We start from the raw sequence: 25,993 nt of genomic DNA, 5'->3' as shown, positions 1-25,993 counted from the left end.
TTCCCGATCTTGGACGCCGCCGCGGGCCGTCACCCGGCCGTCGCCCCGGCGTCACCCGCCGGCGTGGCCCAGGTAGGCCAGCACCGCCATCACCCTGCGGTGACCGCCCTGCGCGGGCTGCAGGTCCAGCTTCATGAAGATGTTCGAGATGTGCTTCTCCACGGCGCCCTCGGTGACGACGAGGTCCCCGGCGATCGCGCCGTTGGAGCGTCCCTGTGCCATCAGCCCGAGCACCTCGCGCTCGCGCGGGGTCAGCGACTCCAGCGGGTCGCCGGTGCGGCGCCGGCCGAGCAGCTGGCCGATCACCTCCGGGTCGATCACCGTCCCGCCGGCCGCGATGCGGCGGACCGCGTCGATGAACTCGGCGACGTCCGACACCCGCTCCTTCAGCAGGTAGCCGACGCCCTCCGCGCCGCCGCCGATCAGGTCCGTCGCGTACCGCTCCTCCACGTACTGCGACAGGACGAGGATCGGCGTGCCCGGACGCCGTTCCCTCACCGCGATGGCCGCGCGGAGCCCCTCGTCGGTGAACGACGGCGGCATCCGGACGTCCACGATCGCGAGGTCGGGGGCGTGCTCCTCGACGATGCCGAGCAGCCCAGGCCCGTCCCCCACGGTCGCCACCGTCTCGATCCCGGCGTCGTCGAGCAGCCGGACGAGCCCTTCCCGCAGCAGCACCGAGTCTTCGGCGATCACAACCCGCATCCCGCCATTATCGGGCCTGCCGCCCGGCTCACGGCCCGGCTCGCGGGTTCGCGAGCCGGGCCACGAGTCATCGATCACCAAGTGCAGGGGAGGTCCGCGCGGACGATGGTGGGGCCGCCGGGCGGGCTGTCCACGATGAGCATCCCGTCGATCGTCGCGGCCCGGTCGGCGAGGCCGGACAGGCCGCCCCCGTGCCGGGCGACCGCGCCGCCGACGCCGTTGTCGATCACCTCGACGACCACCCAGCGGTCCTCGCGGGCCACCCGGACCGACACCTGAGTCGCGCGGGCGTACTTCGCGACGTTCGCCAGCGACTCGGCGACGATGAAGTAGGCGATGCTCTCGACGGCCGCCGGCGGACGCTCCGGCAGGTCGACCTCCACCTCGACGGGCACCGGGGCGCGGCCGGCGAGGCCCGACAGCGCCGGGTCCAGGCCGCGGTCGGTGAGGATCGCCGGGTAGATCCCGCGGGCCAGGTCGCGCAGCTCGGAGATGGCCTCCTTGGTGCCGGCGTGGGCCTGCTCGATCAGCGCCCGCGCGCCCTCCGGGTCCTCGTCGAGCTTGGCGCGGGCGCGGCCGATGTCCATCGCCACGGCCAGCAGCCGCTGCTGCGCCCCGTCGTGCAGGTCGCGCTCGATGCGGCGGCGCTCGAACTCGGCGGCGTCCACCCCGCGGGCGCGGCTGGCCCGCAGATGCTCGGTGCGCCTGCGCAGCTCGAGGTTCTCGGCGTGCGCGGGGCTCGCGCCGAGCAGCAGCGCCGTGAACACGGTGTGCCCGATCGCCATCGCCCGCGTCACGTACATCGCCAGGCAGAGGAACACCAGCCCCAGGCCCATCACCGGGACGGCCTCCAGCGGGCTGCCCGCCCAGTACGACACGAACCCGACATTGATCTCGGTGCCGCCGGCCCCAGCGACGATCACCGGCAGGAACAGCGTGTTGACCGTCGCGCCCCAGACCGCCACCGACACGACGAACTCGACCACCGTCACCGGGAACAGCAGGAGAAGGTAAGCGAGGTCCTTCCAGGTGGCCGGGTCGGTCGCCATGCCCTTGAACTTGGCCAGCGGGTTGAAGCCCGCCTTCAGCGGACGGTACGGGTCCGGGACGCGGACGCCGAACGCGAGCCGGACGAACCGTCGCTGCAGCTTCGCCCCGAACCGCCACGCGACCATCAGCAGCGCCAGCAGCGGCACCCCGATCCAGATGACCATGAGCCCGGCGGACAGCGCCAGGCCGACGACCAGCACGACGAACCCGGCGAGCCCGAACGCGGCGCCGACACCGAGGTAGAGCGCCGAACGCCAGGTCAGCGACGACCGCGCCATCGCCACCGGATGCCAGGAGCCGTTCAGGACCGATGCCGCGCCCCCGCCGCCGCTCGTCGCCGCGGCCCACCGCGTCGCGGCCCGTCCCACGGCGCCGCCGCCACCGGGTTCTCTGCTCAGCTCGCCCACATCGCCCTCCGTGCCCGTTCCCAACCTACGGTCCAAGCGTGCCTGGCCGGAGAACGGGCGGACATGACGCGCTCCGCCGGATCGGAGGTGGGGCTAACCCCACCATTGGCCCCGCCGGACGCGCGACGCCCCCGCCCGGTCACCCGGACGGGGGCGTGCGCATCGTGCTCCTGCTGTAATCGTGCTCTTGCTGTAGCTGTCCTGCTCGTAGCGGTCGTGCTTCAGCTGTGTCGTGCTTCAGCGGGTGGTGCTTCAGCGGTCGTCGGAGACCGTGGTCTTCTGCACCTGGAGCAGGAACTCGGCGTTGGACTTGGTCTCCTTCATCTTCTCGATGAGGAGTTCCAGCGCCTGCTGCGTGTCGAGCGCGTGCAGCACCCGGCGCAGCTGCCAGACGACCCGCAGCTCCTCCGGAGCCATGAGGATCTCCTCCTTGCGGGTGGACGACTGGTCGACGTCCACCGCCGGGAAGATCCGCTTGTCGGCCAGGCTCCGGTTGAGCTTCAGCTCCATGTTGCCGGTGCCCTTGAACTCCTCGAAGATGACCTCGTCCATGCGGGACCCGGTCTCCACCAGCGCGGTGGCGAGGATCGTCAGCGAGCCGCCGTTCTCGATGTTGCGCGCCGCGCCGAAGAACCGCTTCGGCGGGTACAGCGCGGTCGAGTCGACACCACCGGACAGGATCCGGCCGGACGCCGGCGCCGCCAGGTTGTAGGCCCGGCCCAGGCGGGTGATCGAGTCGAGCAGCACGACGACGTCGTGGCCCAGCTCGACGAGCCGCTTGGCCCGCTCGATCGCCAGCTCCGCGACCGTGGTGTGGTCCTCGGCGGGACGGTCGAAGGTCGAGTGGATGACCTCGCCCTTCACCGTCCGCTGCATGTCGGTGACCTCTTCCGGACGCTCGTCCACCAGGACGACCATCAGGTGGCACTCCGGGTTGTTCTTGGTGATCGCGTTGGCGATCGCCTGGAGCACCATCGTCTTGCCGGCCTTCGGCGGCGACACGATCAGGCCGCGCTGGCCCTTGCCGATCGGCGACACGAGGTCGATGATCCGCGTCGTCAGGATGCCGGGGTCGGACTCCAGCCGCAGCCGCTCCTGCGGGTACAGCGGCGTCAGCTTGCTGAAGTCGACGCGGCCCTTGGCCTGCTCCGGCTCCATCCCGTTGACGGTGTCGAGGCGGACCAGCGCGTTGAACTTCTCGCGCCGCTCGCCCTCGCGCGCCTGCCGGACGGCGCCGGTGATGACGTCGCCCTTGCGGAGCCCGTTCTTGCGGACCTGCGCCAGCGACACGTACACGTCGTTCGGGCCGGGCAGGTAGCCGGTCGTCCGGACGAAGGCGTAGTTGTCGAGGATGTCGAGGATGCCCGCGACCGGGATGAGGACGTCGTCCTCGGTGATCACCGGCTCCTCGTAGCGCTCGCGGCCGCCGCGGCCCCGGTTGCGCTCGCGGAACCGGCGCCCGCGCCGACCCCGGCCGCTGCCGTCGTCATCGTCGTGCTGGCCGCCGCCGCCCTGGCTCTGCCCGCGCTGCCGGCCACCGCCGCCGCCCTGGTCGCCGCGGTCGCCCCGCTCGCCGCGGTCACCGCGCTCGCCGCGGTCGCCGCGGTCGCCGCGGTCGCGGCCCTCGCCGCGCTCCCGGCCGCCGCGCTGCCGCTGGCGTCCGCCGCCCTCACGGCCCTCGCGCCCGTCGCGGCCGCCCTGGGACTCGCCGTCCTCGGCGTTCTGCTCACGGCCCTGCTCACGGCCCTGCCGCTCGCCGCGTCCCTCGCCGGCCCCCCGGTCCTGCCTGTCACCGCGCTGGCGGCCGCCCTGCCGGTCCGCTCGCTCGGCCTTCTCCGGCTTGTCGGCCGGCTTCTCAGCGCTCTTGTCCGCGGTGTCGGCCGGCTTCTCGGCCTGCTTGTCGGACGGGGCGGCCTGCTCGGCGGCCGGAGCGGCGTCGGCGATGGTGACCTGGTCGTCGGAGACCTCGCGCTTGGCGCCCGCGGTGCGGGTCCGCCGGGGACGCTCGGTCTTCGCCGGAGCAGCGGCTCCCTGCTCGCCCCCCGCCGAGCCCTGCCCCTGGCCGCCGCCCTGCTTCTCCTGGATGGCGGCGATGAGCTGGCTCTTGCGCATCCCGGTCACGCCGGTGATGCCGAGGCTGGACGCGAGCGCCTTGAGCTCGGGCAGCACCATGGCCGACAGGCCGGTGCCCGACCGGCGGCGCCGGGGGGTGGCGGGCTCCGCGCCGACCGGAGCGGCGTCGGACACGGTTCCCGTGCTTGATGCGTCCGTAAGGAGTTCGCTGGATTCGCTCACTAAGGGTCCTTCCCAGGGAGCGGGCGTTGGCCGGCGTTCGGCCAGTCGACCCGGTATTGCGGCCCGGCGGGGGCGCCGGAACGGGCTCCGCTGATCACGATGGAACCGGGATCTGCGTGTTCTGGGCACAGCCAGATGGTGGACGGGACGTTCCGCTCGTGCGTGTCCCCGGTACCGTCACGTCCGAAGTTGTTGCGCTGGAATGCCTGACAACGGGATGTCACGGTGTCGGGGAGCCTGGTACGCGGGACCGTCACGACCGGAGGGTCGAACAGGCGACGCGCGGCTGACGAGCACGCTGCCCCGAACGGGGCATCTGGTGCGGCATTAAGCCTAACATCACCAGGGCGCACTGCTATTCCCCAGAGGTCGATGTCTTCGCATTTTACCTAGCGGGATCGGGCCGGGACCGGCACCGGCCGGAGCGGCGCGAGAGCCCCTCCCGTAGCGCCGCGATCAGGCCCGGGCCTCGGATTCTCCGGTCATGACGCGTGCGCCGCGGGTCGCGACGTCCAGCGGGTGTATGTGCCACCCTTTACCCACTTCGGGAACCACTGAATCAACTCGCGATGCGTTTGTGAAGGCCAGGACAGTCGGTCCCGCCCCGGAAATCACGGCCGGCACGCCCGCGTCCCGCAGCGTCTTGACCAGGGCGGCGGAATCGGGCATGGCGGGCGCGCGGTAGTCCTGGTGGAGGCGGTCCTCGGTCGCGTCCAGCAGGACGTCCTCGGCCCGGTCCGTGGTGAGCGCCGCGATGAGCAGCGCGGCACGTCCGGCGTTGGCGGCGGCGTCCGCGTGCGGGACGGTCGCGGGCAGCAGCCCGCGCGCCCGCTCGGTCGCCAGCCGCTGCTCGGGGACGACCGCGACGACCCGCACCACCTGCGACTCCAGCCGGACCAGGCGCGGGCCCGCCGGCGTCGTCCAGGCGACGGTGAGGCCGCCGGCGAGGCATGGCGCGACGTTGTCGGGATGCCCCTCGATCTCGGTGGCGAGGCGCAGCGCCGCCGCGTCGTCGAGCAGCTTCCCGGCCGGATGCAGCGCGCGGGCCGCGACGATCCCGGCGACGATCGCGGCGGACGACGAGCCGAGCCCGCGGCTGTGCGGGATGCGGTTGCGGCAGCGCAGCCGTATGCCGGGCGGCCGGGCAGGGCCGGATCCGGCCAGGTCATCGAGGACGTCGAACGTGCGGCGCAGCACCTTCACGATGAGATGGCGCTCGCCCCGGTCGGCGACCTCGGTGCCCTCGCCGTCCACCTCGATGGACACCCCGCCGCCGGTCACCTCGACCTCGACGTCGTCGTGGAGGGTGAGCGCGAGGCCGAGCGAGTCGAAGCCGGGACCCAGGTTGGCGCTGGTCGCGGGGGTCCGCACCAGCACCGGGCCTTCGGTCCAGGCGGGTCTTGTCGGCGCCACGTCTAGGTGAGGCCGAGCTCGGACGCGGCGGAGTGCGCGTCCACCTTGATGGTGGTCGGCGCGGGGGCACCGGATATGGCCCAGTCGGGGTCCTTGAGGCCGTTGCCCGTGACCGTGCAGACGACCCTCGCGCCGGGCTTGACGACGCCCTGCTCGCTCGCCTGGAGCAGGCCCGCGACGCTCGCCGCGGACGCGGGCTCGACGAAGACGCCCTCCTCCCTGGCGAGGAGGCGGTAGGCGGCGAGGATCAGCCGGTCGGTGACCGAGTCGATCGCGCCGCCGGACTCGTCCCGCGCGGCGATGGCGAGGTCCCAGGACGCGGGGTTGCCGATGCGGATCGCGGTCGCGATGGTCTGCGGCTTGAGGACGGGCTCGCCCTTCACGAACGGCGCCGCGCCGCTGGCCTGGAAGCCCAGCATGCGCGGGGTCCTGGACGCCTCCTTGTCGGCGGCGTACTCCTTGTAGCCCATCCAGTACGCGGAGATGTTGCCGGCGTTTCCGACGGGCAGGCAGTGGACGTCGGGGGCGTCGCCGAGCGCGTCCACGATCTCGAACGCGGCCGTCTTCTGGCCCTGCAGCCGGTACTTGTTGACGGAGTTGACCAGCGCTACCGGGTAGTCGACCGACAGTTTGCGCGCCAGTTCGAGGCAGTCGTCGAAGTTGCCGTCCACCTGCAGGAGCCGGGCGCCGTGCACCAGCGCCTGCGCCAGCTTGCCCATCGCGATCTTGCCGTTGGGGACGAGGACCGCGCAGGTCATCCCGGCCCGTACCGCGTACGCGGCGGCGGACGCCGAGGTGTTGCCGGTGGAGGCGCAGATCACCGCCTTCGCGCCGTCCTCGGCGGCCTTGCTGATCGCCATCGTCATGCCGCGGTCCTTGAACGAACCGGTCGGGTTGGCGCCCTCGACCTTGAGGAACACCTCGCAGCCGGTCAGCTGGGACAGCCGGTGGGCGGGCACGAGGGGGGTGCCGCCCTCCAGGAGCGTGACGACCGGTGTCTTGTCCGTCACCGGAAGCCGGTCGCGGTACTCCTCGATGAGGCCACGCCACGCGCGGGCGTTCGGGTTCACGTCGGTCTCCCTGAATGACCTGGGATGTTGCCCGGAGTCTACCGGGGTCGGCCGCGCCGTTTCGCTGCCCGGTGGGGGCGTCTCACTCCTCGCCCTCGACGCGCATCACGCTCGCCACCGCCCGGACGATCTCCAGCCTGCGCAGGCCCTCCACCGTCGCGGTCAGCGCGGCGTCCGGCGCGCGGTGCGTCACGACGACGAGCTGCGCCTCCTCGCCTAGACCGACCTGCCGGACGGCCTGTATCGACACGCCATGCCGGGCGAACTCTTCGGCGACCGTGGCGAGGACGCCCGCCTCGTCGGTCACGTCCACCTGGATGTAGTAGCGCGTGATCGTCTCGCCCATCGGCAGGACGGGAAGCTTCGCGTAGGTGACCTCGACAGGGCCTGGTGTACCGCCGGCCACGTTTCGCGCGACCGCGACCAGGTCGCCCAGGATCGCGGACGCCGTCGGCGCGCCACCGGCACCCGCGCCATAGAACATCAGCGATCCGGCCGACTCGGCCTCCACGAACACCGCGTTGTACGCCTCGCGGACGCTCGCCAGCGGGTGCGACCTCGGAATCATCGCCGGGTACACGCGGACGGACACGCCACGGCCGTTCCGTCCGTCGTCGGAGGGAACGCGCTCGCAGATGGCGAGGAGCTTGACGACGCAATTCATGCCCTTGGCGCCCGCTACATCGGCGGCACTCACGTCCGTGATGCCCTCACGATGGACGTCCGCGGCCGTGACGGGCGTGTGGAAGGCGAGCTGCGCCAGGATCGCCGCTTTGGCCGCCGCGTCGAAACCCTCCACATCGGCGGTTGGATCGGCCTCCGCGTAGCCGAGCGTCTGCGCCTCTTCCAGCGCGTCGTTGAACCCGGCGCCGTGCGTGTCCATCTGGTCGAGGATGTAGTTCGTGGTGCCGTTCACTATGCCGAGCACCCGGTGCACGTGGTCGCCGACGAGCGAGTCCCTGAGCGGGCGCAGCAGCGGTATCGCGCCCGCGACGGACGCCTCGTAGTACAGGTCGGCGCCGTACTCGCGGGCCGCCGCGAACAGCGTGTCGCCGTCCTCGGCCAGCAGCGCCTTGTTGGCGGTGATGACCGACTTGCCGGACTTCATCGCCTCCAGCATGAGCGACCGCGCCGGCTCGATACCGCCGATGACCTCGATGACGATGTCGACGTCGTCCCTGGTCACCAGGGCCTGCGCGTCCGTCGTCAGCAGCTCCCCCGGGACGCCCTCGCGCACCCGGTCCGGCCTGCGGACGGCGATCCCCGCCAGTTCCAGCGGCGTCCCCACACGCGCGGCCAGATCGTCCGCCTGCTCGTTCAGCAGCCGGACGACCTCCGTGCCGACCACGCCGCATCCGAGCAGCGCCACGCGCAGTCCGGGTTTCACGCTTCGACCTCCGCATCGAGCCGCAGCAGGTCCTCGGGGCTCTCCCGGCGGACGATCACGCGCGACCTGCCGTCCCGCACCGCCACCACGGCGGGCTTCGGGACGAAGTTGTAGTTGCTGGCCATCGACCGACAGTACGCACCGGTCGCCGCCACCGCCACCAGGTCACCCGCCGCAATATCTTCGGGGAACCACAGATCCCGCACCACAATGTCGCCGCTTTCACAGTGCTTGCCGACAAGCCTACTGAGCATGGGCGGAGCGTCGGACGACCTGCTCGCGAGCGCGCCGGTGTACTCGGCGCCGTACAGCGCCGTGCGCAGGTTGTCGCTCATGCCGCCGTCCACCGACACGTACGTCCGCAGGCCCTCGACGTCCTTCACCGTGCCGACCTCGTACAGCGTCACGCCGCCCGGACCGATGATCGCCCGTCCCGGCTCCACGGTCAGCCGCGGCATCGCGAGGTCGTACGCCCTGCACTCGTGGGCCACGATGTCCCGGAGCCCGTCCGCGATCGACTTGGGGTCGTGCGGCTCCTCCCCCGGCAGATACGCGATCCCGTAACCGCCCCCCAGGTCGAGCTCCGGAAGCTCCAGCCCGTGCTCGTCACGGATCGCCACCAGAAGCTCGGCCAGCCGGTGCGCGGCGACCTCGAACCCGTCCACGTCGAAGATCTGCGACCCGATGTGGCTGTGCAGCCCCACCAGTTCGAGCTGCTTGAGCTCCAGAACCCTCCGGACGGCCTCCAGAGCCGCACCCGAACTCCTGGAGAACCCGAACTTCTGGTCGTCGTGAGCGGTCGCGATGAACTCATGGGTGTGCGCCTCAACACCCGTGGTCACGCGCACCATCACCTTGGGCCGGACACCCATCTCCTGGGCGAGGTACCCCAGACGCGCTATCTCCTCGAACGAATCGAGGACGACCCGTCCGACGCCGACCTCAAGAGCCTTCTCCAGCTCCCACGTGGCCTTGTTACTGCCGTGCATGGTGATGCGCTCGGTAGGGAATCCTGCCGCCAGAGCGATGGCAAGCTCACCCCCGCTGCACACGTCCAGCCCGAGCCCCTCCTCGTTGAGCCACCGAGCCACCGCCGTACACAGGAACGCCTTGCCCGCGTAATGGACGTCCCCGTCATGGAAGGCCGCCGCGTACTCCCTGGCCCGGCTCCGCACGTCCTCCTCGTCATAGACGTACAGAGGCGTCCCGTACTCCTTGGCCAGGTCCCTGACGTCGACGCCGCCGACCGTCAGGACGCCCTCGTCCCGCCGGGCGCTGCGCGGCCACACGGCAGGCTCCAGCGCGTTCAGATCCTCCGCCGGCCCGGCGGGGTGGTCCTCGGGCAGGACGTCAGCGTGCCGCGGACCAGCAGGATGTACTCGACTCATATCCGCTCTCTAGGAATTTCACCGATCATGTTCAGCCCGTTGCCGAGGACGACTTTCACCGCCCGCGCCAAACCAACCCGTCCCGCATGCACCGCCCCGGGCTCCTCATCGCCCTTCGGCACGGCGGGACAGCGCTCGTGCACGTCGTGGTACGCCCCGGCCACCTTCTCCAAACAGAACATCAGCGGCCTGGCATCCCGTTCCCGCTCCGCCTGCTCGGCCCGCCCCGGCACGTCCCCCAACGCCCACACAAGCTCAGACTCCAGGCTCCCCGCCCTGAGCGGCCCGGCCTCTATCCCCAGCCCACGCGCCCACCGGCCCACCCAACAAGCCCGCGCATAGGCGTAACGCACAGCAAACCCAGGATTCTCGAACGTCCGGGGCCACTCGCCCCACATACCCCCCGGGACCCGCGCCGTCCCGTAACCCGGATCGCGCAGGATCCCGTCCACCATCTCCTCCGCCGTCAGCACGACCCTGACGAACCCGGAAGCCACCACACCCCCGACCCGCCGCGCGATCACCCGCGGATCGACCCCGAGCCTCAACGCCACCGGACTCTCGAAAACCCCGTGGCCCCGCCCGAAGACGACGACGCTCCCCGGCACGGCGACGTCGATCTCCCCCTCGGCCACGGCGTCCCGCACCGCGCGCACAAGGGCGTCGCCCACACCCGCTGGAGTCACGCTGGTGAGACTATCCGACCACTATCTGGACACCGCCGCGAGTTTTCGCACCGTCTGGATCAGCTGATTCGGGTCGAACGGCTTGGTCACGTAGGCGTCGACCCCGATCTCGTGCCCCCGCCGCACATCGTGCTCCTGCGCCCTGGCCGTGATCATCACGACCCTGATGTGCGCGGTCCCGGGATCCTCCCGCAGCCGCACCGCGGTCACCCACCCGTCCAGCCGCGGCATCATCACGTCCAGCGTGATGACGTCCGGCCGGACCTCGCCCACCCTCTCCAGGCAGTCCTGACCGTCCACCGCGGTCGACACCTCGAACCCCTCGAGTTGCAGGTTCACGGCGATGAGCTGGCGGATCACCTCGTCATCATCGACGACCAGCACGCGTCCCAGTGGCTCGGTCACGGCTAGAAGCTAGCCCACTCCCACCCCCGCACGCACGGCGAAATCCCAGGTGCGCGTCACCCCGCCAACCCTGGTAACCTTCTACCGCGCCACCACAAGGGCGCAACGCCCCCTTAGCTCAGGGGATAGAGCAACGGCCTCCGGAGCCGTGTGCGCAGGTTCGAATCCTGCAGGGGGCACCTTCCACGGACCAGCGCAATCAAGCCGCTGACCAGCACAGACACCACGAGATCGGGCAGGACCTCAGTCCAACTGAGTCCCGCCCGATCTCACTGTCTAGCACCGTTCGCGAGAGACCTACGAGAGAGCCTCTCGGCCCTTGCCGCCTCCCTGTGTGGACAGCCTGCATCAATCGTCGTTGGTCCTCTTCAGCCGGCTCGGCCAGGAACTCGCACAAGCGGCGGGCTACGCACATCCTCCTTCGACGCACAACAAGCTCGCTCTCCTGGTAACCCTTACCAAACGACATGGGGCGATTTGCCAGGCTTTGTCAGACGGTCGCGTTACGCTCCACGACGTGGATGTTCTCTTCGCCGAGGCCCTTGACCTCCAGCTCGAATGGGCAGCGCACAACACCCCTGAGATGCAACGGCGGGGAGTCCTTGTGCGGACAGAGATCCCCGAACGGATCCGCGCTCATGTTGACGAACTCGCCACGACGATCGGGGTCCCCCTCTCCGACCTGGGTGTAGAGGGCAAGGACGGAACCGGTCTGAAGACTGAAATCCCCTGGATCAGAGTCTTCTCTCGCGAGGAATCCCCCAGAGCCACCACGGGGTGGTACCTCGTCTATCTCTTCAGCGCCGATGGCGAGCGCGTCTATCTCTCCCTCAACCAGGGCACCACGGTTTGGACGGGGATGGACTTCGCGCCTAGGCAACCGGCAGAGATCCGGGCCCGCGTAGCCTGGGCTCGTCCCCTCGTTGAGGACCTTCTGGCTGAGTGGGGCGGGATCCAGGCAGACATTAAGCTTGCTGCCCGTAAGACGCGACTCGCCGAAGGCTACGAAGCCGGGAACGTCACGGCCATCGAGTATCGGCGCGACGCCCTACCAGGCGAATCCGCCTTCATAGATGACCTTCTCTATATGGGCAACTTGCTAGGAGAGCTCTACAAGGCGGGGAAGACTGCGTCATATGTTCCCGGTGATACGCCACCGGAAGTCATCGAAGTTGAAGAAGCTGCAGCTAGAGCCGCCGGGCGAAGGGCCGTTCGCGCACGCGGACAGGGCATCCGTCTCAACGCGCAAGAACGTCGCGCCCTGGAGCGCCACAGTGTGAGCATGGCGACGGACTACTTCCAAGCCCAAGGGTGGTCTGTGAAGGACGTGGGCGCGAAGGAATCCTATGACCTGCTTCTGAGCAGGGGCGACGAACGGCTTCACGTGGAAGTGAAGGGGACAACTTCAAGGGGCGAACAGGTCGTCCTCACCCGTGCCGAAGTCGTCCGCCAGCGTGCCTTAGCCCCTCACAACGCCCTAGTCGTCGTGCACTCGATCAAGCTGGACAGGGCCGGAGACCCTGTGACCGTCAGCGGCGGGACGCTGTGTTGTACCTCGCCCTGGTACGTGGATGAGACAGACCTATCTGTCGTGTCGTACGTGTACAGAACAGGGCTATGACCGACCGCCCTCGTTCACCCTGACGACGGCGGGGCAGTACGCCCCCGCCGTCACAACATCTTCAGTCCTCATCCAGAGACCGCTCAATGCGGCGGTTGATGGCGTCCTCCTGACCGTCCAGGCAACCGGCGTAGCGCTTGAGCAGCACCTCAACCGAGTTGCCCGCTCGCTTAGCCACGTCCGCCGGCGAGATCCCCGCGTTCAGCCAGGTACTCAGCGCCGCGTGTCGCAGGTCGTACGGGCGGCCAGCGAGCGGGGATTCAACCTGTGCGGGCGTGAACGCGAACTGGCGGGCTTCCTCCCATGCTCGCGAGTAAGTAGAGGCACCCAGGATGCCGCCACGCTCGTTGCGGAACAGGCGCCCATCTTCGGCTGTGCCGAACTCGTCGACGTGCGTCTTGAGGATGGCCACGAGGGACGGCGGTATCGGCACGATACGGGCCGCTTCGGCGGAGCGCTGCTTGAGTCCCCGTCGCTCGTGGCGCTCGCCGTGGTCCGTCCACCTTTTCGAGGTGACCGGGAGCGTCTGAACGAGCGTCAGACGGCCCCATCCCTTGGCCGGTAGGAAACAGTCGGTCTCCCTCAGTGCGATGCACTCGGCCGGCCGTAGTCCGGCGTAGTAGAGCGTTGCGAAGAAGGCGACCAACCGGCGCCCTCTTCCCCGTCCCCACGAGCCGACGTAGGAGAGCGCTGTGAGCAGGTCTCGGGCTTGGGCGTGCGTGATGACGACACGAGGGTCTACCTCGCCCTGGCGTGCCTCATGCGTCCGTCCCACGGCCTTGAGCGGGTTGTCCGAGAGTTCCCCTAGCTCCATGGCGTAGACCACCGCGGTATTGAGCCCACGCCGGCGACGACTGTAGGTGTCCGTCGCCACGCGCTTGCCCGTAAGCGTGACCGTGAGCCGCTTCTCCACTCGCCGGATCACCTGAGGTTCTGCGAGCGCCTTGAGCAGTAGCGAGCGCTCTCGCAGCCACCGCAAGCCCGCGGCGAATTCGTCCGGCACTTCGGTGCCCTCGTTGGCGGGCGTGACTGCCCAGAGGAACGCTCTCCGCAAGTCCTGGTGAGACGGACGGTTGTTACCGTCCTCCACCATGGCGAGCGTCGCCGTTGCAAGGCTGTCGGTGATGGAGTCACGTGTCTTGGCCGCGGCGCCGTCCCACCGGACACCGACGTACGCCTTACAGAACTCGAACCATGTGCGCGCCGTCGCGACCTTGAGCATGGACGCCGGCAAGCCCGTTGCGACGTCGAATTCCTCGCCCCTCGTCATGGCCTGGATGAGGTCGGAACGGAACCCGTCCGCGAGTGCGAACGTTGCGAACGTGACGGTGCACACGTCGCCGGCGACGACCCACCGCACCATGTGGGGTCGAGTCTTGCTCTGGGCTTTACCGATTTTCCACGGTCGCCGTACGTCTCGCGTGCGGCCCTTGCTCCCTGGGATCCCTCGTCGCCCAGGGCGCGGTTCCTCTTCCGTGCTCACGCAGCCTCCTCAAGCTGGCAGAGCCAGCGCTCAAGGACGGACCGGCGTATCCGAACGTCCCCGTTCGGGTATTTGATGCTGCGCGGCGCTTTGCCGAGCTGGCGCCACCGGTAGAACGTCGCGCGCGGGACGCCGAGTTCGGCAATCACCTCGGATATCGTGAGCAATTCGTCTTTCCTTGCCACGGTGGGCTACTCCTCCTTGAGTGAATTTCCCTGACCCGATGGATTGCTTGGCGGCTGTGCATCGGGCCAGACAGAGCGCGGGGAGCGGTCGTCCTCCCTTCGGCTAGAAGTGCGGAACCTCCGGAACCTGCGGAACCTGTGCAGGTCGGGACGGGTGTATCGGGTTCCGTGTGCCGGTCAGGGTTCCGGAACCTGCGGAACCGGTGGCGGGCGCTCGGTTCCGCAGGTTCCGGAACCGCTTCGCTCGCCGGAACCGTGGTCGAGCGTCGTGAGCTGGGCAGGTTCCGGAGGTTCCGCAGGTTCCGGCTCTTGGGCCGAGGTGGCGGGAAGGTAGCGCGCCCACGCGTCCGCGAGGTGATCGGCCCGGTATCCCATAAGGGATCTACCTTCGATTTTCACCTTCACCGGCGCTACGTCGTACTGCGAGAGCAACCGGGAAAGTCCGCGGCTGTCGAGCGGGACGCCTTTAAGCTCAGCCCACGGGGCATCTTCGATGCCGTGGAGCCGTTCAAGTACCGTTTCGGTGAACAGAGCGCGAGCGCCGTCAAAGATCCGATGAAGGTCCATCAGAAGCCGAATCCCGAGACTCACGGCACGCTCGGCACCCTGCTTGACGAGATACACGCACGCGTCCCGTGCACGTTCGGGCCAATCTCCGCCGGCGGCATCGGCAATAGCCAGTAGTGGTTCCCAGACGTCCGCCGGACGGTCGGTGATTCCGGGCGGCATCTCGGGCCATGCGTCGCCGAGTCGCTCGGCCTGCGTGGCGACCCAATCGGCGAGCATTCCGCGAATCTTCCAACCCTCAGGCTCATGAATGCGAGCGCGGTAGGGCTCCACTCGTTCGTGCGGGGCGCGGCGGCGCATGCGAACGATGACGGACCGCGTGAGAATCGTGTCCGGCAGGTTGCCGAGTCCGGCGAGCGCGACGGCAGAGTACGCCGGGAACTCTTGAACGCCCTGGTTGGTGCCCTCTCCCACGCAGCGGTAGGCAACGCCGGCGCGTCGGTGTCCGGCGTTGAGCAATCCCCGTAGATCCTCGTTGTCCTTGGCCTTGGGACCGAACACGGTGTCGATCTCGTCAAAGAGGACCGTGGGACGGCGCTCGCGGTTGCCCACCGACCGGTAGAGCGCGGCGGCGCTCGCGTTGACCGCGTGCATGGGGAACGGGACCAACAGGGCCAGGATTTCCAACGCTCGTGTCTTGCCCGATCCGGGTTCGGGCGACAGGAAAGCCATGCGGGGTGTGGAGTCGAATGCGTCGATGACGTGGGCGTGCGCGGCCCACAGCGCCATGGCGTCGTACGCCGCATCGCTAGGCAGCACACAGAACCGGGTGATGAAGCCGTGAGCCGCATTGAGCGCGGCCACGCCTTCCCCGCCGGCCGCCTGGCGCTCACCGTGGTCGCTGTGGGTCGCGTCCGTCATGCTGCGCCCCTCCTGGTGATGTCGCGCGGGTTGCGCTTGCCCGCTTCGATCGCGCACCGAATCGTGGCGCACGCTTCGTTGGGACGAACGTCTTCACTGGACGGGCCGAAGTGAACGCTCGCAGCGTCGTACAGGGCGCCCGTCGCGACGTCTTCCGGCAGAACGCCGGCGGCGATGATCCGACCGAGGTTGTACGCGGCTTTGTTCAGCGCCCGATTACGTCCACCGCGCTCGGCACTCGCCACCCGATCCGCTTCCGCCTTGAGTGCCGCTTGTGCGTAGGCGTCAAGGTCACTGACTCCCGCGGATTCTCGATAGGCACTCAAGGCGGGAGTGGGGACGGGGGCGGGCTTGAGTAGTCCGGTGAGCCACTCGGGCAGCGGCATCGGGGCGACGCTGTGAATCACCTCGTACGATCCGGCGCCGTCCGAGAGGTCGACGTGGCTACCGGGGCCGACGACGTATCCGCCGTGGGCGCGCGTGTCGATCTTCCAGCCCAGAGCGCGCGGCGACTTGCCCGCCGTGTTGGTCAGCCGAACATCGGCCGGCGCTTCGAAGTACAGATGCCACCCACCGCGCCGAGTCCGAACGGTGAACGTCTCGAATGGAAACGGTTGGCCGTGCCGCTCGCACAGGAGGGCGAACGCGTCCGCTCCCTCGTTGACGCCAGGCACGTCCCACTCGGCCGGCGGACGTTCGCCGGGCTTGGGCGTGTCGAGGTCGATCACCACGAGACCGGACGGGCCGCACGCAATCCCGACGTTGTACCGGTCGCGTGACCAGCACGCGCGAATGCGCGCCGGGTCGGTGGTGGCGTTGCCCTCCCAGTCGGTGAACCCCGCAACGGGCCGCTTCTCCCCCGATGCGAGAGGGAAGACCCGCCATCCCCGCGCGGCACATGCGAGCGCGAACCGGCCGGGGTGGCTGTCGAGTGTCTTCACGCTGCCTCCCTTCCAACGTTGGGGCGGTCGGTGACGAGACGCTCGGTTAGTGCGGTGAGAGCTGCAGCGCCCTGGCGCGGTACAACGCCGTTGCCGAGCAACGTCAGTTGCCGATTGCGGGACAGTCCGGGAACGTCGGTGACCCATCCGTCTGGAAGGCCCATGAGCCACTCGACGAAGCGGGGGCTCAGTCGTCGTCGGTCGTCGGTTCCAGGCTCAGTGGGATGCGGAGCTGTTCGGCCGGTGAGGTGCTCCCATTGGGCGACGGCAGGGGCGTAGCGTCCCCAGTCGGCGACGTGAGCAGGACTTGTGAGAGCGGGGGGCGCCATCCCTTCGACGCGCGGCGTCCCGGCGTTCCGGTGTCGCTGGCGCGGGGGGTCGGCAGCAACGCCGTCACGGCGGTGCGTAGGTCCGGGCCGCCGGCTCCGCGGGTTCCGGGGCCGTTGGTGTCGGAGGTGCGCGGAGTCGGCAGCAAGCTCGGCGACGGGGTCGGCGGCGAGAAGGAACCAGCGGTTGCGGGCGTGGGGGGCGCCGACGTCGGACGCGCGTACACACGTCCATTCCGCAGCGAACCCGAGGTCGGCAAGGTCACCGAGCACGACGTCGAGTCCGGGACGCCGGGCAATGATGGCTGCGACGTTCTCCAGGACGAGGTAGCGGGGTCGTAGGACGCCCACGGCATCGGCGATGACGTGCCAGAGTCCACTACGGGTCCCTTCACGGATACCGGCTCCACGGCCGGCGTACGACAGGTCTTGGCACGGGAAGCCGGCGCACAGCACGTCCACGCGCGGCACCTGGCGGAAGTCGGTGGCGGTGATGTCGCCGAGGTTGGGCACGGTCGGGAAGTGGTGGGCGAGCACGGCGACGGAACCGGGGGCGGGGTCGGCGACCCACGCCGGGCGGACGTCGAGCACCTCGGCTGCAGCCAGGTCGAGACCGCCATAGCCGGTGCACAGCGATCCGAGCGAGAGCGGCGACTTCATGCGGCGGACACCTCCCACTCTGTGAGGCAGTCCAGGCATGCGCCGTAGCGGCGGGGCAGGACGTAACCGGCGTCCGTCTGGCAGCGCGGGCAGGTTCGGCGTGCGGCCATGGCCTTGCCGAGCGCGGCCAACTGGCCGGGCGTCGCGGTGCGCTTCGGCAGAGCAAGGCGCGTGTCGTAGAGGTAGGCGACTCGGACGCCACCGGGGGCGTTGTAGCGGCGGGAACGCCACATGACCTGTGCCTGGACGGGCTGTCCGCCGGGGCGCATTCCCATGGCGGTCAACTGCCGACGGGTCGCCAGGTGCGGGGGCGCCATGCGCCACGGCCATGTGGGGATGCCGTGACGCTCGCCGGTCGGGTCCATGAAGGCGTCCGCCCGTAGGACGGCGCTCATGCGGCCACGTCCTGACCGGTGGCGAGGAGGTCAGCCGTGATGGCGATCTCGTGGCACGTCTTGTGGACGGGGTGGCCGGCGTCGTCCGTGAAGTGCGCCGGGTTCTCGCAGTAGTGGCACGGGCGGGGGCGAGTCGAGACGGGCCGGTCGCGCCAGTTGAGCACGATGCGACCGTCAACGAGTCGGTACCGCTCGCCGAGGTAGGTCAAGGTCTGGGGCAAGGGTCGGGACGTCACGGTGTCTCCTTGAGGTGATGAGCGGCGGCCGGGGCGGTTCCTGGCGGATTGCTGGCGGCTGTGCGCCAGAAACCGCCCCATGGGGCCGAGAGCGGGCTAGAACGGCGGGTCGTCCGAGAACCCGCCGGCGTTGCCCGCGGGGGCACTCGCCGAGGTGCTGCCGGCGGTGGCCCACGGGTCGCCCTGCGACGGCGACGGGGCGCCGAACGACGTGCCCTCGTTGGGGCGCTCGCGGGACGTCTTGACGACCTTGGCCGTTGCGCGTCGCAGGGACGGGCCGATGTCGTCCACGGTCAGCTCAACCACGGTGCGCTTGGTCGTCGGGTCGCCGGGCGTCGCCTCGTAGGTGCGGGGGCGGAGTCGGCCGGCGGCGACCACGGCCGAGCCGCGGCTGAGGGACTCGGCGATGTTCTGGCCGAGGTCGCGCCACGCGGAGCAGCGGACGAACCAGGTGTCCCCGTCCTTCCACTCGCCGGTGGCGCTGTCGCGGTATCGCGGGGTGCTCGCGATGGTGAACGACGCGACCGGCAGGCCGGACGTGGTGAACCTCAGTTCGGGGTCATGGGTCAGGTTCCCCGTGATGGTGATGGTGGGCTCGTTGGCCATGGCGGTGGGGCCTTCCTGTCAGTGACGGGTTCCGCGGTCGCGGGTGTTGCCGAGGTAGGTGAGGATGCGGCGGCCGGTGCGGAGCTGGGCGCCCTTGCCCTTGCAGCGGTGGCAGTAGCGCCACGAGCGGCCGGACGGGGAGAGGAACCGGCCGGCGCCGTCGCAGCGGGAGCACGGGCGGAACGGCCAGATGAAGCACGACACGAGGTAGACGGCGGTGGCGATGATGGCGAGGAGGATGAGCATCGGGGCCGGGGTGCCGGTAGCCGTAGCGGTAGCGGCGTGGAGGGTCTCCATGGGTCTCCCAGAGCGGTTTTCGGGCCGGTTCGGGGGCGTGGGCTACCTGCTACCTGGGCTTATTTGCCCAGGTAGATCGGGTAGCGGGGGTGGGTAGCGCGGTCGCTACCGGTGGCGGGTCGTGCGCTACCGGGCGAGGCTCTCGGCGCGGCGCTGCATGGCCGTCTCGATGGCGTCGAGCTTGGCGCCCTTGAGGACTTGGCCGTCTCGCTTGCCGTTGACGCTCGGCACGCCGAACGCGCGGACTTGAGCCGAGATCGCGTCGGCGGTCACCTCGCCGTAGCTGTCGGGCAGGCGCTCGGCGAGCCGGGTCGCCAGGTGCTGCCAGCTCACCCACTTCTCGCCGGGCTGGACGGCGGCGCGGACGTCGGCGAGCACGTCCCGCACCTGTCGGGCGATGTCCTCGCCGGCCGCCATGCCCGACAGGGTTCCGGCGCGGTCGCGGAACGCGCGGGCCGTGGTCAGGATCTTCTCGGCGTCCTCGGCGTCGGCGAGGAACGTGCGGGTCGTGGGCGTCGCGTCGCCGGCGCCGCGCAGGATGCCCACTCCCTTGTAGTCGGGCAGCAGGGTCGAGGAGTCGAACCCTTCGGAGTAGGCGCCCGACCCCAGGACCAGGTCAGACACCTGCCATGACCCGGTGCGCAGGCTGAACCGGATCTGGTGATTGTCGCGGAACGCGTTGAACTGCTGGGCAACCTGCCCGGTGCCGATGCCGGACGGCTTCTGCGTCGCGCCGAGCACGATGACGCCGGCGGCGGGGGCGACCTTGACCAGGAAGACCAGCAGCGCGGCGATCTCCTTGTTGGCGTCGGGGTCGGGGGTGTCGAAGTACTCCTGAAACTCATCGATCACCACCAGACGGACTGGCATGCGGTACGCCGGGTCGCGGGCGATGTCGCGCGTGAGCTTGCCCTCCGGGCACACCTCGGCGGGCAGCTCCGAGAGCCGCTGATACCGGTCCTGGACGTCGGCCTTGATGTCGCGAAGCGCCTGGATGAACAGCTCTACCGGGTCGCCGTCGCGTCCCATGGCCAGCCCGAACGAGCACCGGTCGGCCACCAGCTTGAACTTGCGCCAGTCGGGCGAGCCCTTGCCGTCGAACACGCTCAGGCGCACGTAGGGGTCAAGCGCGGCGTACAGGGCCAGCGCGCGGGCCGAGAACGTCTTGCCCTGGCGCGGCTGCGCGCCGACCAGGATGGAGTTCCACATCATGTCGATGGTCACGGGGCGTCCGCGCTCGTCGATGCCGAACGGGGCCGGTTCCCATATGTCGGTGGGCTGCAGCTTGAGCAGCGGCGTCCGGCCGGCGGGCACGGCGAGCGGGTCACGGTCGGCGACCCACAGCACGTGACGGCGGTGGGAGGTCGGGTCGCGGGTGATGAACACCTGCGACAGCGAGACGTCCAGGCCGGACGCGATGGCGGGCTTGGCCTTGATGGCGTCGTCCAGGCCCTTGCCGTAGGGCAGATCGACCGTGACTCGGCTTCCCTCCCCGTCGCGGGACATGCTTGACCCGAACTCGATTTGCTGACCGGGCTTGGAAGGGTCGCCGAGCTTGGCGGCGTAGTACGCGCGAAGCACGATGTCGGCGTTGAGCTTGCGGAACCGGGGCGCCACCACGGCGGCGCTCACGATGCGCTTGTCCGCCGGGCGGCCGAACCGAGCCAGCAGCGGGACGACGATTCCGGCGGTGAGAGCCTGCGTCCAGAACGGTGCCGAGACGAGCATCATCCCGCCCACGGCGACGCCGAGCGCCTCGCCGGCGACGACGATACCGCGCCACGTGCGCGTGTTCTTGGCCTCACGGTGCAGCTTGAGCCACAGATCGGCGTCACCGGCCGCCGCGGCGCCGTTGCGCAGCGAGAACTGTTCGGTGACCCACCACCACCGCAGTTGCCGGCCGGCGAGACGGAACGCGCCCGCCGCCGCGTACACGGTGGCCAGTCCGGCGTAGGCGGGGACGCGAACCGTGTGGAACGCGGCGATGTGCGCCCACCGGTTCGCCGTCTGCCGGATGGCGGCCTTGATGCTCACCCAGCTCTGCAGCGTCGCGGGGATGACCGGCCGCTGCGTGGCGTCCCGCTCTGGGACGTCCACTGGCGCCGGGACCGTGCTCGCCACGTCGGCGGCCGGGGTCTCGTCCAGGTCGATCTCATAGGAGGTGTCCGCCGGCGCACTCGTCCGCGCGTCGGTCTGGGCGTGGTCTGGGGCGCCGGCCGAGGTTGAGTCGGCGGGGCGCCCGGGGAAGTCGATGACCTCCCCCATGGGCTTGTTCAGGTTCGCACTCATCGCGCATCGTTCCCCTCAGCGGCGGCAGAGACCGCGGTGTCGGTGGCGTTGACGGGTGTCGGGTCGATAGGCGCTTCGGACTTGAGCCGGTCCAGCAGCGCGCCCACGCGCTCACTGCTGACCGTCTGGCCGGTCTTGCGGATCTCGGCGGCAAGGGCATCCCGCTTGAGCGGCACGTCGCGCGCCTCAAGGTCGGCAGCGATGCGCCAACCGAGCGGCATGAGGTCGTCCACGTCCGGGACGGTCCGCTTCGTCGTCCGCTTGCTCGTCCGCGCGCCGGTCCGGGACCGTCCGGCGGACTTGGGCACGGACCGTCCGCGCGTCGTCTGGCCACCGGTCCGCCGGACGGTCTTCTCTGCAGGGGCGGACGGGTCCGGCTCTCCCGGTGCGGACGGTCCGGCGTCCAGCGCGGGACGGTCCGCGCTCGGCAGACTCGGTGCGTCCGTGCTCGGTGCGGTCGGAGCGGGGGCGAGTTCGCCGAGCCGGTACAGCGCGCGCACCTTGCGGGGCGCCTTCCAGCGCCAGGCCACCGCGCCGTAGGTGTCCTGCAGGTCGGTCCGGACGAGCAACCGGGACCGCTCGCGGTTGAGCGCGTCCGGGTAGGAACGGATCTCCCAGAGCACCATCCGGCGCCAGAGCGAGCCCGTTCGGACGGGGGCGAGGAACCATCGGGACGCGCGGATTCCGTCCATGCGGGTACCCGCTTCGATGCCGGCGCGGACTCGTACGACGTGCGCGCCGATCTCCACGGCGGCGACCCACAGGCACGGGAGCACGGCGTGGGCGACCTTGCCGAACGCCGTGGTCTCGTCGGCCACGTTCAGGTAGACGGTCGCACCGGTCAGCGTCCAGGGGATGAGCCGCAGCCACCGAACCCGCATGTCGAGTCGGCCGAGCACGATGTCGAGCGCGGCGAAGATGGCAATGCCGAGGTCGATGCCGAGCGGGACCGTCCAGGCGAACCCGCCGAACGAGGGACGCGCGGCGTCGGCCACGGCGGCGAAGCTGTTGACGAATCCCAGCAGGCCGAGAATCGCCACCATTGCGGCCACCACGGCAACCGCGGTGAACTCGTTGGGGCTGAGCTTCCGTGCCTGGCTCTCGTCACGGTGGCCCGTGTCGGCCACGTCCAGGCCGGGGTTCGGAGTGGGCGCGTTCATGCGGCAGCCCTCCCGTTCGCCGTGGTGGCGTTCGCGTGGCCGGCGTGGAACTCGTTGTCCAGGTCAGCGGCCATGACGGACTTGCCGCACGGCTCGCAGCGGTAGCGGACCGGGCCGCCGTCCAGGGCGGTGCGGCAGGTCGGGTAGAGCTTGGCCGGACGGATCTGCAGGGCGGGGCGCCGGGTCAACCGCGTCACGGACGCGGCCGGTACCGGCGTCCGCGTGACGGCGGTGAGCTGGTGCTTCATGATGGTGGTACCTCTCCTTGAGGTGGGGCGCCCCCGGTGGATTGCTTGGCGGCTGTGCACCGGGGGGCCGCTCTACGACTTGCGGTCGGATCGGGGCGCCTGGACGGACGGGGACGGGTCGCCGGCAGCGTCCAGCCGTTCCGCGCGCAACCGGCTGAGCAACTCGTCAATCTCGACGGCGCGCACATCCTCGTCACGCCGTGACTCCGTGATCAGCGCGGACCGCGCGTCGTACAGCGCTCGCAACGCGGCATCGATCGCGGTCACGGTGTCGTGGCAGTAGGCGGTGTACGGCTTGTCACCGATACCGTTGCTGCCGTCGTGCCAGTGGCCCAACGCGTGACTGGCCTTGGCCACCTGCAGGCGAGCGCGCTCGATCCCGTCGCGCGAACCGAGGTCCGTCGGCTTGAACATCACGACGCCACCCCCAGGGATGCCAGCAGCGCGGCCACCGCAAGCCACCCGATGTGCCAGGACTGATCGAGGGCGTAGGCGCCCGTTCCGGTCGGCGCGGCGGCGCCGTCGCCGAGCCGGGCGAACTCGCCCTTGCCCGGAAGGACCGTGCGGCCCAACCAGTCGGCGAGCGCCAGGAGCGTCACGCGCCGGTCCGCCCAGTAGTGCGAGACGGCGTCGATGCCCAGGGCGACGGCCACGGCGTAGGGGTTGAGCGGCAGGCCGAGCACGGTGGCCACCACGGTCAGCGCGGCGAGCTTGACGGCGGTCAGCGTCGCCACGTGCTTTGCGCAGAGCAGCCGACCGGCCCAACCGTTGGCGCCCTTCCCGCACGCCTGGCCGTTCGTCTGCAGCCAGTGGTCTCCCACCTCGTGGGCGGCGTACAGCGCGGCGAACGCCGCGGGGAACACGGTCGGGTCAGCGCCGAACATCAGGCCACCGCCCGCCCGCCGAGCGGCGAACCGTCCGACATGTCGTAGCGGGACGTGCGTTCGGCCGGCGTCATCGCGGCCCAGATACCGGACTTCGGGGCGGTGCGCGCCGTGTAGATCCGGCAGTCGTCCAGCGCCGGGCAGGACGCGCACACCTCCTTGGCAACCGTCTCTCGGGCGTCCCGCTCGCCGGGCAACTCGATGGTGTCCGCCGGCCCCTCGTGCAGGTCCGGGTCAAACAGGCACTCGGCGTCCGGCAGGCACTCGCCAATCAGGTCGGCGAGCGGGATGCGCCGGCGGTCGTGGTCTCTCACGTAGAACCTCCGATGGTGGGAGTAACGGGGGACGGTGGGCGCGCGTCAGGTGCCCAGTGCGCTGGAGAAACGGTCGATCGCGTCGAAGATCGCGTTGACGAGACCGGCCGCCTTCTCCGGGTTCTTCACGGCGAAGACCAGGAGGACGAACCCCGCGATGGTGGGGCCGAGCGACTTCTTGCCCTGAGGGAACATGTGGGCTCTCCTTGCTTCGTAAGCGCTACTATGAGCGCTAGTTTTAGCGCTGTCAATAGCGCGAGCTACTGAGTACGCTTCGATCAGTGGGGAGTCGGTGCTAGGGCTGAGCGGGAGGACAGTGTGGGCAACTGGGAAGCGGTCGCGAAGGTCGTCAACGGCCGGATGCAGGACCGTGGGATCACTCAGCGAGAGCTGGCAGAGGTGTCCGGGGTCTCCCCCGCCACGCTTCGCCAGATCCAGCAGGGCGTACCTCGGCAGCGCTCCCGCGCGACGCTCGCAGCGATCTCCCGCGCTCTGGGCTTCCCAGAGGATCACCTACGAGAGATCTCGTTGCGAGGTCGCGTGACGCCGGACCGGCCGGACGTCGACAGGCCGGCGCTTGACGACCTACGCGAGGAACTGGCCAACCTGCGTCAACGAGTTGAGCGCATCGAATCTCGCCTACCTGAGGGCGCGTCCGAATGACGCTCCCTCGTTGCGAACCGTCCAGGCCGGCCGAGTGCTCCATGTTCACCTCCTCAGAGCCGCTTTCCTCGCTACGACCCATTGAAGAGGCAGGGCACCCCTTGTCACCATGAACTGTCGGTGCACTGCCAGTGCACCGGCGATGCACTCCATTTGCACGCCACCTACGGAGCATCAAAGTTGGACGTAGTCGAGAGCTGGACGGGACGCCATGCGAGCGCCCTTCAACGGGCGACGCGATGCACCAATGAAGCATTCGCCGGCCGCCTAGGTGTGTCCGTCCGGACGGTGGCCAAGTGGAACGCCAGTCCCGGCATGCCGGTGTCCGTGGAATTACAACAGGTGCTCGACACGTTCCTAAACAACGCACCAGAGGATGCCAAAGCCCGCTTCTTCCTAACCATCGGTCAGCCTAGAGACGTGGACCGCGGGTCTGATTCACGCTTGGTTATGGCGGCAGGTGACCTTTCATCGCTGACGACATGGGTAGCCGAGAGCAATACGAGTCGGGACGCCGTAGAACAGATAGCAAGGGGAACCGAATCTCTCGCGAGAGCCCACCCGAACACCCCGGCGAAGAAGCTCTTGCCAGAAGTCATCCGGCTACAGCGCCAGACACAATCAATCCTGCAGAGCGGAAAGCAGCGGCTCAGTGAGACACGAGACCTCTACAAACTGAACTCTGACCTACTCGCCCACGCATGCATGCTGCTAGGCGACCTGAAACAAGACCAACTAGCCGAACAGCACGGGTATGCAGCTACGCTCTTGGCAAATGAAGCCCAGGTGACCGGCGCCGTTGCATGGGGCGCCAGAGCCAAAACGGCACGTTGGCAAGACAAGTATGTGGAATCAGCCGACCTAGCCAGGCAAGGCTACGACCGGAGCCCTCAGGAACCGATACGGGTTCAACTCGCATGGTACGAAGCGAATGCCGCAGCGCTACTAGGCGACCACAACCGCGCCAACGAAGCGGCACGGCGAGCACATGAAGCGGCAGAAACCTGCCTAGACACATCCTCAGGCTTGTCCGTTTGGTCCTTCCCCACAGAACGACAGGCATTGTTTGCACTCTCGGTGGCGACCATAACCGGAGACGCTGACAGCGCCCTACGCGCGGCAGCAATGGCGGACGCCGGTTGGGAATCAGGAGACCCACGACTACCCGCCACATGGGCACAAATCAGAGTAGGCGCCGGAATCGCTCATCTCATGAATGGATCGCTTGAGGCAGCGATCGGTGAGGTTACACCGATGCTCGACCTTGACCCGCAGTTCCGCATGTCAACCGTGACTCGCTACCTAGAAAAGCTCTACCGCCGGCTAGAACATCAACGCTTTCAAGGTAGTTCCGCTGCAGCCCAGTTGCGCGAGGACATCCAAGCGTTCAACTCGGACGCCCTTAAGGGCGATGACGACTCGGAGGCACAGTGAGCCCACTACCTACACAG

The 25,993-nt window shown here is 69.4% G+C and carries 28 protein-coding genes and 1 tRNA gene; 4 read left to right on the top strand and 25 right to left on the bottom strand.

Annotated elements, in window-relative coordinates:
- Positions 1-51: 51 nt before the first annotated feature.
- From SM418_RS35070 to SM418_RS35030, 9 genes are all read right to left on the bottom strand, one after another.
- Positions 52-705, bottom strand: coding sequence for a response regulator transcription factor (locus tag SM418_RS35070; RefSeq protein ID WP_371945889.1), 654 nt, complete (start codon positions 703-705; stop codon positions 52-54).
- 74 nt (positions 706-779) lie between these two features.
- Complete coding sequence (locus SM418_RS35065) at positions 780-2,162, bottom strand: sensor histidine kinase (protein ID WP_371945888.1); 1,383 nt, start codon at positions 2,160-2,162, stop codon at positions 780-782.
- Between the two features lie 252 nt (positions 2,163-2,414).
- On the bottom strand, positions 2,415-4,457 hold the full coding sequence (gene rho, locus SM418_RS35060) for a transcription termination factor Rho (protein WP_371945887.1): 2,043 nt from the start codon (positions 4,455-4,457) through the stop codon (positions 2,415-2,417).
- Between the two features lie 456 nt (positions 4,458-4,913).
- Positions 4,914-5,834 (bottom strand): homoserine kinase, encoded by a 921-nt coding sequence (gene thrB, locus SM418_RS35055; RefSeq protein ID WP_371945886.1) that lies wholly within the window; start codon positions 5,832-5,834, stop codon positions 4,914-4,916.
- A gap of 38 nt (positions 5,835-5,872) precedes the next feature.
- Entirely contained in the window at positions 5,873-6,940 is a 1,068-nt protein-coding gene (gene thrC / locus SM418_RS35050) for a threonine synthase (RefSeq protein WP_371945885.1), read from the bottom strand.
- Between the two features lie 82 nt (positions 6,941-7,022).
- Complete coding sequence (locus tag SM418_RS35045; RefSeq protein WP_371945884.1) at positions 7,023-8,327, bottom strand: homoserine dehydrogenase; 1,305 nt, start codon at positions 8,325-8,327, stop codon at positions 7,023-7,025.
- On the bottom strand, positions 8,324-9,715 hold the full coding sequence (lysA, locus tag SM418_RS35040; RefSeq protein ID WP_371945883.1) for a diaminopimelate decarboxylase: 1,392 nt from the start codon (positions 9,713-9,715) through the stop codon (positions 8,324-8,326). Before lysA ends, SM418_RS35045 begins: the two co-directional genes overlap by 4 nt.
- Complete coding sequence (locus SM418_RS35035; protein ID WP_371945882.1) at positions 9,712-10,386, bottom strand: DALR anticodon-binding domain-containing protein; 675 nt, start codon at positions 10,384-10,386, stop codon at positions 9,712-9,714. Before SM418_RS35035 ends, lysA begins: the two co-directional genes overlap by 4 nt.
- 36 nt (positions 10,387-10,422) lie before the next feature.
- Positions 10,423-10,785, bottom strand: a complete 363-nt coding sequence (locus SM418_RS35030) for a response regulator transcription factor (protein WP_371945911.1) — start codon at positions 10,783-10,785, stop codon at positions 10,423-10,425.
- A gap of 128 nt (positions 10,786-10,913) precedes the next feature.
- Here SM418_RS35030 and SM418_RS35025 point away from each other — a divergent pair.
- Positions 10,914-10,985 (top strand) — tRNA-Arg (locus SM418_RS35025).
- A gap of 338 nt (positions 10,986-11,323) precedes the next feature.
- Positions 11,324-12,427, top strand: coding sequence for an MrcB family domain-containing protein (locus SM418_RS35020; RefSeq protein ID WP_371945881.1), 1,104 nt, complete (start codon positions 11,324-11,326; stop codon positions 12,425-12,427).
- Between the two features lie 61 nt (positions 12,428-12,488).
- Here the strand turns inward: SM418_RS35020 and SM418_RS35015 are convergent, their stop codons facing one another.
- From SM418_RS35015 to SM418_RS34940, 16 genes are all read right to left on the bottom strand, one after another.
- Entirely contained in the window at positions 12,489-13,790 is a 1,302-nt protein-coding gene (locus SM418_RS35015) for a tyrosine-type recombinase/integrase (protein ID WP_371945880.1), read from the bottom strand.
- A gap of 116 nt (positions 13,791-13,906) precedes the next feature.
- On the bottom strand, positions 13,907-14,095 hold the full coding sequence (locus tag SM418_RS35010) for a helix-turn-helix transcriptional regulator (protein WP_075024635.1): 189 nt from the start codon (positions 14,093-14,095) through the stop codon (positions 13,907-13,909).
- 177 nt (positions 14,096-14,272) lie between these two features.
- Positions 14,273-15,523, bottom strand: a complete 1,251-nt coding sequence (locus SM418_RS35005) for a DUF3631 domain-containing protein (protein WP_371945879.1) — start codon at positions 15,521-15,523, stop codon at positions 14,273-14,275.
- A complete protein-coding gene (locus SM418_RS35000; RefSeq protein WP_371945878.1) occupies positions 15,520-16,464 on the bottom strand; it encodes a bifunctional DNA primase/polymerase in 945 nt (314 codons plus the stop codon). The genes SM418_RS35005 and SM418_RS35000 overlap by 4 nt, the downstream gene beginning before the upstream one ends.
- Positions 16,461-17,450, bottom strand: coding sequence for a DNA cytosine methyltransferase (locus SM418_RS34995; RefSeq protein ID WP_371945877.1), 990 nt, complete (start codon positions 17,448-17,450; stop codon positions 16,461-16,463). The genes SM418_RS35000 and SM418_RS34995 overlap by 4 nt, the downstream gene beginning before the upstream one ends.
- Positions 17,447-17,845 (bottom strand): RRQRL motif-containing zinc-binding protein, encoded by a 399-nt coding sequence (locus tag SM418_RS34990; RefSeq protein WP_371945876.1) that lies wholly within the window; start codon positions 17,843-17,845, stop codon positions 17,447-17,449. The genes SM418_RS34995 and SM418_RS34990 overlap by 4 nt, the downstream gene beginning before the upstream one ends.
- Positions 17,842-18,081 carry a hypothetical protein gene (locus SM418_RS34985; RefSeq protein WP_371945875.1) on the bottom strand — a complete coding sequence of 80 codons (240 nt, stop codon included), beginning with the start codon at positions 18,079-18,081 and terminating at the stop codon, positions 17,842-17,844. The genes SM418_RS34990 and SM418_RS34985 overlap by 4 nt, the downstream gene beginning before the upstream one ends.
- 96 nt (positions 18,082-18,177) lie before the next feature.
- Entirely contained in the window at positions 18,178-18,687 is a 510-nt protein-coding gene (ssb, locus tag SM418_RS34980) for a single-stranded DNA-binding protein (protein ID WP_371945874.1), read from the bottom strand.
- 18 nt (positions 18,688-18,705) lie between these two features.
- Entirely contained in the window at positions 18,706-18,984 is a 279-nt protein-coding gene (locus tag SM418_RS34975; RefSeq protein WP_371945873.1) for a hypothetical protein, read from the bottom strand.
- Between the two features lie 126 nt (positions 18,985-19,110).
- Entirely contained in the window at positions 19,111-21,273 is a 2,163-nt protein-coding gene (locus tag SM418_RS34970) for a P-loop NTPase family protein (RefSeq protein WP_371945872.1), read from the bottom strand.
- Entirely contained in the window at positions 21,270-22,433 is a 1,164-nt protein-coding gene (locus tag SM418_RS34965; protein ID WP_371945871.1) for a DUF2637 domain-containing protein, read from the bottom strand. Before SM418_RS34965 ends, SM418_RS34970 begins: the two co-directional genes overlap by 4 nt.
- Positions 22,430-22,681, bottom strand: coding sequence for a hypothetical protein (locus SM418_RS34960; RefSeq protein WP_371945870.1), 252 nt, complete (start codon positions 22,679-22,681; stop codon positions 22,430-22,432). The genes SM418_RS34965 and SM418_RS34960 overlap by 4 nt, the downstream gene beginning before the upstream one ends.
- 72 nt (positions 22,682-22,753) lie before the next feature.
- Positions 22,754-23,098 (bottom strand): hypothetical protein, encoded by a 345-nt coding sequence (locus SM418_RS34955; RefSeq protein WP_371945869.1) that lies wholly within the window; start codon positions 23,096-23,098, stop codon positions 22,754-22,756.
- Positions 23,095-23,565, bottom strand: coding sequence for a transcriptional regulator (locus SM418_RS34950; RefSeq protein ID WP_371945868.1), 471 nt, complete (start codon positions 23,563-23,565; stop codon positions 23,095-23,097). The genes SM418_RS34955 and SM418_RS34950 overlap by 4 nt, the downstream gene beginning before the upstream one ends.
- Positions 23,565-23,879: a WhiB family transcriptional regulator gene (locus SM418_RS34945; RefSeq protein WP_371945867.1), complete on the bottom strand. Its 315-nt coding sequence runs from the start codon at positions 23,877-23,879 to the stop codon at positions 23,565-23,567. The genes SM418_RS34950 and SM418_RS34945 overlap by 1 nt, the downstream gene beginning before the upstream one ends.
- A 45-nt stretch (positions 23,880-23,924) precedes the next feature.
- Entirely contained in the window at positions 23,925-24,074 is a 150-nt protein-coding gene (locus tag SM418_RS34940) for a hypothetical protein (RefSeq protein WP_184888295.1), read from the bottom strand.
- Positions 24,075-24,197: 123 nt separating this feature from the next.
- Here SM418_RS34940 and SM418_RS34935 point away from each other — a divergent pair, with 123 nt between their 5' ends.
- Together SM418_RS34935 and SM418_RS34930 are read left to right on the top strand one after the other, a co-directional pair.
- A complete protein-coding gene (locus SM418_RS34935; RefSeq protein WP_371945866.1) occupies positions 24,198-24,542 on the top strand; it encodes a helix-turn-helix domain-containing protein in 345 nt (114 codons plus the stop codon).
- Between the two features lie 180 nt (positions 24,543-24,722).
- Entirely contained in the window at positions 24,723-25,976 is a 1,254-nt protein-coding gene (locus SM418_RS34930) for a hypothetical protein (protein WP_371945865.1), read from the top strand.
- Positions 25,977-25,993: the final 17 nt, after the last annotated feature.

Origin of the sequence: Actinomadura chokoriensis, from assembly GCF_041463665.1 — a bacterium.
In the GTDB taxonomy this organism is placed as follows: Bacteria; Actinomycetota; Actinomycetes; order Streptosporangiales; family Streptosporangiaceae; genus Spirillospora; species Spirillospora chokoriensis_A.
Note: the sequence above shows the minus strand (reverse complement) of the source record. Positions and strands in the feature narration are given on the sequence as shown.